Annotated in this window: 7 protein-coding genes and 1 pseudogene; all 8 read left to right on the forward strand. The window is 67.5% G+C overall.

The window, feature by feature from the left end:
- Positions 1–776: pseudogene (locus tag VIR09_RS25345) on the forward strand (FAD-dependent oxidoreductase); the annotation flags it as partial.
- Positions 773–1,747, forward strand: a complete 975-nt coding sequence (locus VIR09_RS25350; protein ID WP_332015357.1) for an ABC transporter permease — start codon at positions 773–775, stop codon at positions 1,745–1,747. The pseudogene VIR09_RS25345 and the gene VIR09_RS25350, both read left to right, overlap by 4 nt.
- Positions 1,744–2,661, forward strand: coding sequence for an ABC transporter permease (locus tag VIR09_RS25355; RefSeq protein WP_332015358.1), 918 nt, complete (start codon positions 1,744–1,746; stop codon positions 2,659–2,661). Before VIR09_RS25350 ends, VIR09_RS25355 begins: the two co-directional genes overlap by 4 nt.
- Entirely contained in the window at positions 2,658–3,665 is a 1,008-nt protein-coding gene (locus tag VIR09_RS25360) for an ABC transporter ATP-binding protein (protein ID WP_332015359.1), read from the forward strand. Before VIR09_RS25355 ends, VIR09_RS25360 begins: the two co-directional genes overlap by 4 nt.
- Complete coding sequence (locus VIR09_RS25365; protein ID WP_332015360.1) at positions 3,662–4,675, forward strand: oligopeptide/dipeptide ABC transporter ATP-binding protein; 1,014 nt, start codon at positions 3,662–3,664, stop codon at positions 4,673–4,675. Before VIR09_RS25360 ends, VIR09_RS25365 begins: the two co-directional genes overlap by 4 nt.
- 65 nt (positions 4,676–4,740) lie before the next feature.
- Positions 4,741–6,312, forward strand: coding sequence for an ABC transporter substrate-binding protein (locus tag VIR09_RS25370; RefSeq protein WP_332015361.1), 1,572 nt, complete (start codon positions 4,741–4,743; stop codon positions 6,310–6,312).
- Positions 6,313–6,315: 3 nt separating this feature from the next.
- Positions 6,316–7,611, forward strand: coding sequence for an acyl-CoA thioester hydrolase/BAAT C-terminal domain-containing protein (locus VIR09_RS25375; protein ID WP_332015362.1), 1,296 nt, complete (start codon positions 6,316–6,318; stop codon positions 7,609–7,611).
- Between the two features lie 18 nt (positions 7,612–7,629).
- Positions 7,630–8,799 carry a CMD domain protein gene (locus VIR09_RS25380; protein ID WP_332015363.1) on the forward strand — a complete coding sequence of 390 codons (1,170 nt, stop codon included), beginning with the start codon at positions 7,630–7,632 and terminating at the stop codon, positions 8,797–8,799.
- The last annotated feature ends 78 nt before the right edge of the window (positions 8,800–8,877 follow it).

Consider the following 8,877-nt stretch of genomic DNA (forward strand, 5'->3'; position numbering starts at 1 on the left):
TGGTGGGCGCGGGCGCCTCGGCCATGGACAGCGCCGGCACCGCGCTGGAAGCCGGCGCCGCCAGCGTGGACCTGCTGATCCGCCGCAACGACATCCCCCGCATCAACAAGGGCAAGGGCGCGGGCAACCCCGGCCTGACCCATGGTCACCTGACCCTGCCCGACGAATGGAAGTGGAAGATCCGCCACTACATCAACGCGGCCCAGGTGCCGCCGCCGCGCGGCAGCACGCTGCGCGTCTCGCGCCACCCCAACGCCCGCTTCAACCTGGGCGCGGGCGTGCAGGATCTGGTGCTGGTGGGCGACGAGATCCACGTCACCACGCCCAAGGGCGTGTTCGTGCTGGACTTCCTGATCTTCTCCACCGGCTTCCGCATCGACTGGACCGTGCGCCCGGAATTCGCCGCGCTGGCGCCGCATGTGCGCGCCTGGGGCGACCGCTACGTGCCGCCGGCCGGCGAAGAGGACCAGGAACTGCATGATTCGCCCGACCTGGGCGCGGTGTTCGAACTTCAGGAAAAGACCCCGGGCGCCTGTCCCGGGCTGGACCGCGTGCATTGCTTCTCCTACCCCGCGGCGCTGACGCAGGGCACGATCTCGGGCGACATCCCGGCCATCAGCGAAGGCGCCAAGCGCCTGGCGCAAGGCATCGCCGGCCTGTTCTACCGCGAGGACGTGGAGGCGCACTACGCCAATATGGAAGCGTTCTCTGAACCTGAAGTGTTCGGCGACGAATGGGTGCCGGCCCCGGCTCCACAAGCGGAGACCGCGCAATGACGGGTTGGTTGCTGCGCCGCATCGCGCAAGCCGCGGTAGTGGTCCTGTTGATGACGCTGATCGTCTTCGTCGGCCTGCACGCCATCGGCAATCCGGTGGACATCCTGATCGGCCAGGACGTGGACCAGGTGGACCGCGCCCGCATCATCGCCGAACTGGGCCTGGACAAGCCGCTATGGGAGCAATACCTGGCGTTCCTGAACGGCGCCCTGCACGGCAATCTGGGCAATAGCTTCGTCTACAACATTCCCGCCGTGGAACTGGTGATCCAGCGCCTGCCGGCCACCTTCGAACTAGCCATCGCCGCGATGATGCTGGCCGTGGTAGTCGGCCTGCCGCTGGGCCTGTACGCGGGCCTGTATCCGGACAGCCGCGTCTCCAAGATGATCATGGCGGGCAGCATCGTCGGCTTCTCGCTGCCGACGTTCTGGATCGCGCTGATGCTGATCATGACGTTCAGCGTGTCGCTGGGCTGGCTGCCGGCCAGCGGCCGTGGCGAAACCGTGGAGTTCCTGGGCTTCCAATGGTCCTGGCTGACGGCCGACGGCTGGCGCCACCTGATCCTGCCGGCGTTCAACCTGTCGCTGTTCAAGATATCCCTGGTGATCCGCCTGACCCGCGCCGGCGTGCGCGACGTGCTGCCGCTGGACTTCGTGAAGTTCGCCCGTGCCAAGGGCCTGTCGCCCATGCGCGTGGTCTGTGTGCACGTGCTGCGCAACACCATGATTCCGCTGGTGACGGTGCTGGGCCTGGAGCTGGGCTCCACCATCGCCTTCGCCGTGGTCACGGAAAGCATCTTCGCCTGGCCCGGCGCCGGCAAGCTGATCCTGGACAGTTTGAACGCGCTGGACCGCCCCGTCATCGTGGCCTATCTGATCGTGGTGGTGTGCCTGTTCGTGACCCTGAACCTGATCGTGGACATTCTTTATAAAGTGCTGGACCCGCGGGTGCGGCTGGAGGCCTCGGCATGAGCGCCGTATCTACCCCTACTCCCACTCCCGCGCTGCGCCGCGAATCGCCGTGGCGGCGCAACCTGGCCGAGTTCATGTCGTCGAAGACGGCGGTGCTGGGCTTGGCCGTCGCCACCTTGCTGATCCTGGCCGCCGTCCTGGCGCCCTGGATCGCGCCGCAGAATCCGTATGACCTGCTGCAGATCGACGTGCTGGACGCACGCCTGCCGCCGGGCACCATGAACGGGCTGGACACCTTCCACTACTGGCTGGGCACCGACGGCCAGGGCCGCGACCTGCTGTCCGGCATCCTGTACGGCCTGCGCATCAGCCTGATCGTGGGCGTGGGCTCGGCCGTCATTGCCGGCATCGTCGGCACGCTGCTGGGTCTGCTTGCCGCCTACGCCGGCGGCAAGACCGACGCGATCATCATGCGCCTGGTCGACCTGATCCTGTCGTTCCCGTCCATCCTGGTGGCCATGATGATCCTGGCCTACCTGGGCAAGGGCGTGGGCAACGTGGTGCTGACGCTGGTGATCCTGGAATGGGCCTACTACGCCCGCACCGCGCGCGGCCAGGCCCTGGTCGAGCGCCGCCGCGAATACGTGGAAGCGGCCCGCTGCCTGGACATCCCCAACTGGCGCATCATGTTGAAGCACATCCTGCCCAACTGCCTGCCACCGCTGATCGTCATCGGCACTTTGCAGATCGCACGCGCCATCACGCTGGAAGCCACGCTGAGCTTCCTGGGCCTGGGCGTACCCGTGACCGAACCGTCGCTGGGGCTGCTGATCTCCAACGGCTTCCAGACCATGCTGTCCGGCGAGTACTGGATCAGCTTCTATCCCGGCATCGCGCTCCTGATCACCATCGTGGCGATCAACCTGGTGGGCGACCGCCTGCGCGACGTGTTGAACCCGAGGACCCACAAATGAGCGCCGACCGCCATACTGCCGGCGCGCCGACGCTGGAGGTGCGCAACCTGCGCACCCACTTCCATACCCGCGCGGGCGTGCTGCCCGCTGTGGACGACGTTTCCTTCACGCTGGAGCGCGGCAAGATCCTGGGCCTGGTCGGCGAGTCCGGCTCGGGCAAGTCCGTCACGGGCTTCTCCATCATGGGCCTGGTCGACGCGCCGGGCCGCATCGTCGGCGGCGAGGTGCTGTTCCAGGGCCGCGACCTGACCAAGCTGGCGCCGCGCGAGCTGCGCAAGCTGCAGGGCAACCGCATCGCCATGATCTTCCAGGATCCGATGATGACGCTGAACCCCGTGCTGCGGGTGGACGCGCAAATGATCGAGACCGTGCGCGCCCACAACAAGATGAGCGTGGCCCAGGCCCGCGCCTTGTCGCGCGACACGCTGGGCATGATGGGCATTCCCAGCCCCGAAGAACGGCTGCTGGCCTACCCGCATCAGCTGTCCGGCGGCATGCGCCAGCGCGTGGCCATCGCGATTGCCATGCTGCACCGGCCCGACCTGATCATCGCCGACGAACCGACCACCGCGCTGGACGTCACCATCCAGGCGCAGATCCTGTCCGAAGTGCAGAAGCTCGCGCAGCAGCACGGCACCAGCCTGATCTGGATCACCCACGACCTGTCGGTGGTGGCTGGCCTGGCCGACGACGTGGCGGTGATGTACGCCGGCCGCATCGTCGAACACGGCACCGTCGACGACGTGCTGGACCGTCCGCAGCACCCCTACACCGTGGGCCTGATCGACAGCCTGCCCAGCAACAACCGGCGCGGCCAGCGCCTGCGCCAGATTCCCGGCATGACGCCCAACCTGCTCACCCTGCCCGCGGGCTGTGCCTTCGCGGCGCGCTGCTCGCGCGCCACCGCCGCCTGCGGCCAGCAGCCCGGCATCACCCAGGCCTTGCCCGAACACAAAGTGCGCTGCTTCCACCCCACGATCCAGACCAGCGAGGCGATGGCATGAGCACGACCGCCCCTACCCCGCTGATTGATCTCAGCCAAGTCAGCAAGCGTTTCGGCGAACGCCCCACCGGCCCCGCCACGCGCGCCATGCAGCGCCTGGGCCTGTCCAAGCCGCCCGCCGTGACCCGCGCCGTCGACAACGTGGACCTGATCGTCAACCCCGGCGAAGTGGTCGGCCTGGTCGGCGAGTCCGGCTGCGGCAAGTCCACGCTGGGCCGCATCGCGGCCGGCCTGCTCACGCCCTCCGGAGGCGAGATCCGCATCAACGGCGTGCGCCCGGCCGACATGAACTCGGCCCAGGCCCATGCCGCGCGCCTGCAGGTGCAGATGATCTTCCAGGACCCCTACGCCAGCCTCAACCCGCGCCTGCGCGTGGACGAGATCGTGGGCGAAGCGGCCCGCATCCACGGCCTGGTCGGCAACGGCGACTTCGACGACTACGTCAGCGCCCAGCTGGAACGCGCCGGCCTGGACCCGGCCCTGCGCCAGCGCTATCCGCACCAGTTCAGCGGCGGCCAGCGCCAGCGCATCGGTATCGCCCGCGCGCTGGCCGTGCAGCCCACCATGCTGGTGTGCGACGAAGCCGTGGCCGCGCTGGACGTGTCGATCCAGGCGCAGATCCTGAACCTTTTCATGGACCTGCGCGAAGACCTGGGGCTGACCTATCTCTTCATCAGCCATGACCTGGGCGTGGTCGAGCACCTGTCCGACCGCGTCGTGATCATGTACCTGGGCCGCGTCGTGGAAACGGCCACGGTGGAAGAAGTCTTCCGCCACCCCAACCACCCGTACACGCAAGCCCTGCTGGCCGAGATCCCCACCCTGAAGTCGCGCCACAAGATCTTTACCGCGATCAAGGGCGAGATCCCCAGCCCGCTGAATCCGCCCGGCGGCTGCCATTTCCATCCGCGCTGCCCGCATGCGATGCCGCGCTGCAAGACCGAGGTTCCCACCTTGAAGGGAATCGCCATCAACCACCTGAGCGCCTGTCACCTGAACGACATGGCGTGACCACGGCCGCCGCGCCGCGGCTCCCGGATTAACCGCTAGTTCCCCCTATACCAAGGACTCCGAACATGAAACGCCTGATTCTCACCACCCTGACCGCCGCCATCCTCGGCGCTTCCGCCGCCGCGTCCGCCGACGACCTGTCCATCGGCTTCGCCGACCCGCTGTCGTCCCTGGACCCGCAGCTGAACAACCACGCCGGCGACCGCTCGGTGGCCCTGCACTTCTGGGACCTGCTGATCGAGAACAAGTGGAACAAGCTGCAACCCGGCCTGGCCGTCAGCTGGAAGCCGCTGGACGACAAGACCTGGGAATTCAAGCTGCGCGAAGGCGTCAAGTGGCAGGACGGCACGCCCTTCACCGCCGACGATCTGATCTATTCCTACACCCGCGCGCGCGCCGTGCCGGGCAGCGTGGCCACCTATGCCGGCTATCTGCGCACCATCGACACAATGACCGCCAAGGATCCGCTGACGCTCATCGTCAAGACCAAAGCCCCCAACCCCGACCTGCCGCTGAACCTGGCTTCCGTGCACGTGGTCAGCAAGCACGTCGGTGAAAAGTCCACCACCGAAGACTACAACTCGGGCAAGGCCATGGTCGGCACCGGCCCCTACAAGTTCGTGTCCTACACCCCCGGCGACCGCGTCATCATGGAACGCAACGACGGCTACTGGGGCGACAAGCAGATCTGGGACAAGGTCAACTACCGCTACATCAACAACGCCGCCGCCCGCACCGCCGCGCTGCTGGCGGGCGACGTGGACGTGATCGACAAGGTCTCGGTGTCCGACCTGGCCAAGCTGCAAAAGGCCGCCAACGTGTCGGTCTACCCCTACGACGGCCTGCGCGTCATGCTGCTGCAGCCCAGCTTCAACCCCGCGCCCAACCAGTACATCACCGACAACAACGGCAAGCCGCTGGACAAGAACCCGCTGCTGGACGTGCGCGTGCGCCAGGCGCTGAACCTGGCCATCAACCGCAAGGCCATCGCCGACCGCATCCTGCAAGGCGCCGCCACCGAAGCCAATCAGTGGATGCCCAAGGGCACCATCGGCTACAACCCCGACGTCAAGGACATCCCCAACGACGTCGCCCAGGCCAAGAAGCTGCTGGCCGAAGCCGGCTTCCCTGACGGCTTCAAGCTGACCATGCACGTGCCCAACGACCGCTACCCGCAAGGCCCGGAAACCGCCCAGGCCGTGGCGCAGTTCTGGACCCGCATCGGCGTGAAGACCCAGGTGGAAGTCGTGCCGTGGGCCGTGTACTCGGGCCGCGCCAACAAGAACGAATTCGCGGTCAGCATGCTGGCCTGGGGCAACGGCACCGGCGAAGGCAGCTACGCGCTGGTCAACATCCTGGCCACCGCCGACGCCAAGAAGGGCCTGGGCGCGTCCAACTGGGGCCGCTACAGCAACCCCAAGGTCGACGCCGCGTTGGAGCAATCCACCTCGGAATTCGACGTGGCCAAGCGTGAAGCCGTCCTGCGCGACTCCGTCAAGATCGTGTACGACGACGTCGGCATCATCCCGCTGTTCCACTACAAGAACATCTGGGCCACCAAGAAGGGCCTGAAGGTCACCCCCATGACCAGCGACCGCACGGCCGCCATGATGGTGACGAAAGAATCGGGCAAGTAAGCCATGACGCCCACCCTCACCATCACCCCGGCCGTCGACCTGATCGACGTGCCGCGCCAGATCCGGGTCGAGCACGTCGCGCCCGGCCAGACGGTGGAGATCACCGCCCTGACCCGCCGCAACGGCGTGCTCTGGCAAAGCCAGGCCGCCTTTGTTGCGGGTGCGGACGGCACGGTCGACCTGGGCCGCGACGCGCCCGTGTCCGGCGACTACGCCGGCGTGGCGCCCATGGGCCTGGTCTGGTCGCAGTCCCCCGTGGACTCGTCCAGCCGCGAACACTTCAACCACCCGGTGACCGACGCCCTGGTCACCGACGTGGTGGCGCGCGCCGCCGGCGCGCAGGCCCAGGCCAGCTTCACCCAGCGCCTGGCGTCCGATGGCGTGACGCGCCAGGACGTGCGCGAAGAAGGCCTGGTCGGCACGCTGTACCTGCCGCCCGGCCCCGGCCCGTTCCCGGCCGTCATGATCCTGAACGGCTCCGGCGGCGGCATCAACGAACCGCGCGCGGCGCTGTACGCGTCCCGCGGCTACGCCGCCTTCGCGCTGGCCTACTTCAAGGCGCCGGGCCTGTCCGACTACATCTCCAACACCCCGTTGGAGTACTTCCAGACCGGGCTGCGCTGGCTGCGCAAGAAGGTAAACCCCAAGCACGACTTCGTCGCCATCAGCGGCCAGTCGCGCGGCGGCGAACTGGTGTTGCTGCTGGGCGCCACCTTCCCCGAGGAAGTCTCGGCCGTGGTCGCCTACGTGCCCGGCGCCGTGGTCCACAGCGGCCAGAACGCCTGCGATCCCAAGATCGGCCGCGAAGGTCCCACGTGGCTGCTGGGCGGCAAGCCCATCCCCCACGTCTGGGAAAACAACCGCACCGCCACCTGGGCGCCCTTCGACGAAGGCCCCTCGCCCCACCGCCACGAGAAAGCCATCCTCACCGCCCTGCAAGACCCCGACGCCGTGGCCCGCGCCCGCATCAAGGTCGAAGACATCCAGGGCCCCGTCATGCTGCTGTCCGGCACCGACGACGGCTCCTGGCCGTCCAGCATCTATTCCAAGATGGTGCAGGACAAGCTGGCCCAGGTAAACCACCCCTACCCGGTCAAGTGGCTGGACTACGAGAACGGCGGGCACTCCATCCTGTTCCCCTACGTGCCCACCACCCAGCTCGTCTACGCCCACCCCGTGTCCGGCAAGATCAGCACCAGCGGCGGCAACCCCAAGGACAACGCCCGCGCCGACCAGGAATCCTGGGAAGGCGTGAAGCAGTTCCTGGACGCCGCTGTCGCAGCGCGCGCCGCCAAGTAAAGCATCAAGGAGAACCGCATGGCTGAACCCATCGTCTACAACGTCACGGACGACCTCGTCGACCGCCTGATCGGCCTGGCCCCGGGCGCCAAGACCTACGAAGTGCGCCACTTCCGCGAGAAGGTCGCCGCCGCCACCCAAGGCAGCTACGACGCCCTCTTCGACCCCGCGCTGCCCGGCCTGTCCCTGGCCGAGCGCCTGCTGGTCGCGCTGTACGCCACCCGCATCACCCCGTCGCCGCTGCTGGCCGCGCACTACCGCAAGCGCCTGGCCGACGCTGGCGCCACGCCGGCCGACATCGCGGTCGCCGAATCCGGCAAGCCGTCCGACGCCGCCACCCCGCGCCTGGCCGCCATCCTGGAATTCACGCGCAAGCTGATCGAAAAACCCGTCGAAGGCGACGAAGCCGCGCTCAAGACCCTGCCCGCCGCCGGCGTCTCCACGCCCGCCGTGGTCACGCTATCCCAGCTCGTCGCCTTCCTGTCCTACCAGGTCCGCCTCGTCGCCGGCCTGGAAGCCATGAAGGCCCTGGAAGGCCAGCCCGAACGCGCCGCAGGCACCCCGCCCGCGCCCTTCCCCGCCAACACCGCCGCCACCGCGCCCGGCGCAGTGATCAAGGCCCACGGCTTCACCAACGAATCGCTGGAATGGAAGGCCTGGCTCGACGTCGTCAACGTCGAAACCGCCACGCCCGAACAGGTCGCCGTCCTGGAAGAAAGCCACCCCAAGGCCAAGGTCTCGGACTACTACCTGTTCCTGGTACATCAGCCGGAAATCCTGCGCCAGCGCTCTACGGCGTTCAACGCCATCATGTATGCGCCGGGTGGGCTGTCGCGTGCGGAGCGTGAACTGGGTTCGACCTACGTGTCGCGTATCAACGGCTGCGTGTACTGCGCGTCCGTGCATGCCCAGCGCTTCGAGCAGCTAGCCAAGCGCAATGAAGTCATCGCGCAGGTGTTCGAGGATCCCGCGACTGCCGGCACCACGGCGCGCGAACTCGCCATCGGCAAGTTCTCGATCCAGATCACTGAAGCGCCTGCTGCGGTGAATGCGGATAGCATCCAGGCCCTGAAGGATGCGGGATTGAACGAAGGCGAGATCCTGGATCTGCTGCATTCGGATGCGATCTTCGCCTGGGCGAATCGCCTGATGCTGAACCTGGGCGAGCCGGTTTTCCCTAAGGCTTGATCCTGCGGCGTCCGGCCGCTTGCGTGCCGGGCGCTTTGCTTGCGGCTTGTCATCGCCGACCAGTATCGGCGATGACAA

It is taken from the genome of Achromobacter sp. (assembly GCF_036567245.1).
GTDB lineage: Bacteria > Pseudomonadota > Gammaproteobacteria > Burkholderiales > Burkholderiaceae_B > Achromobacter.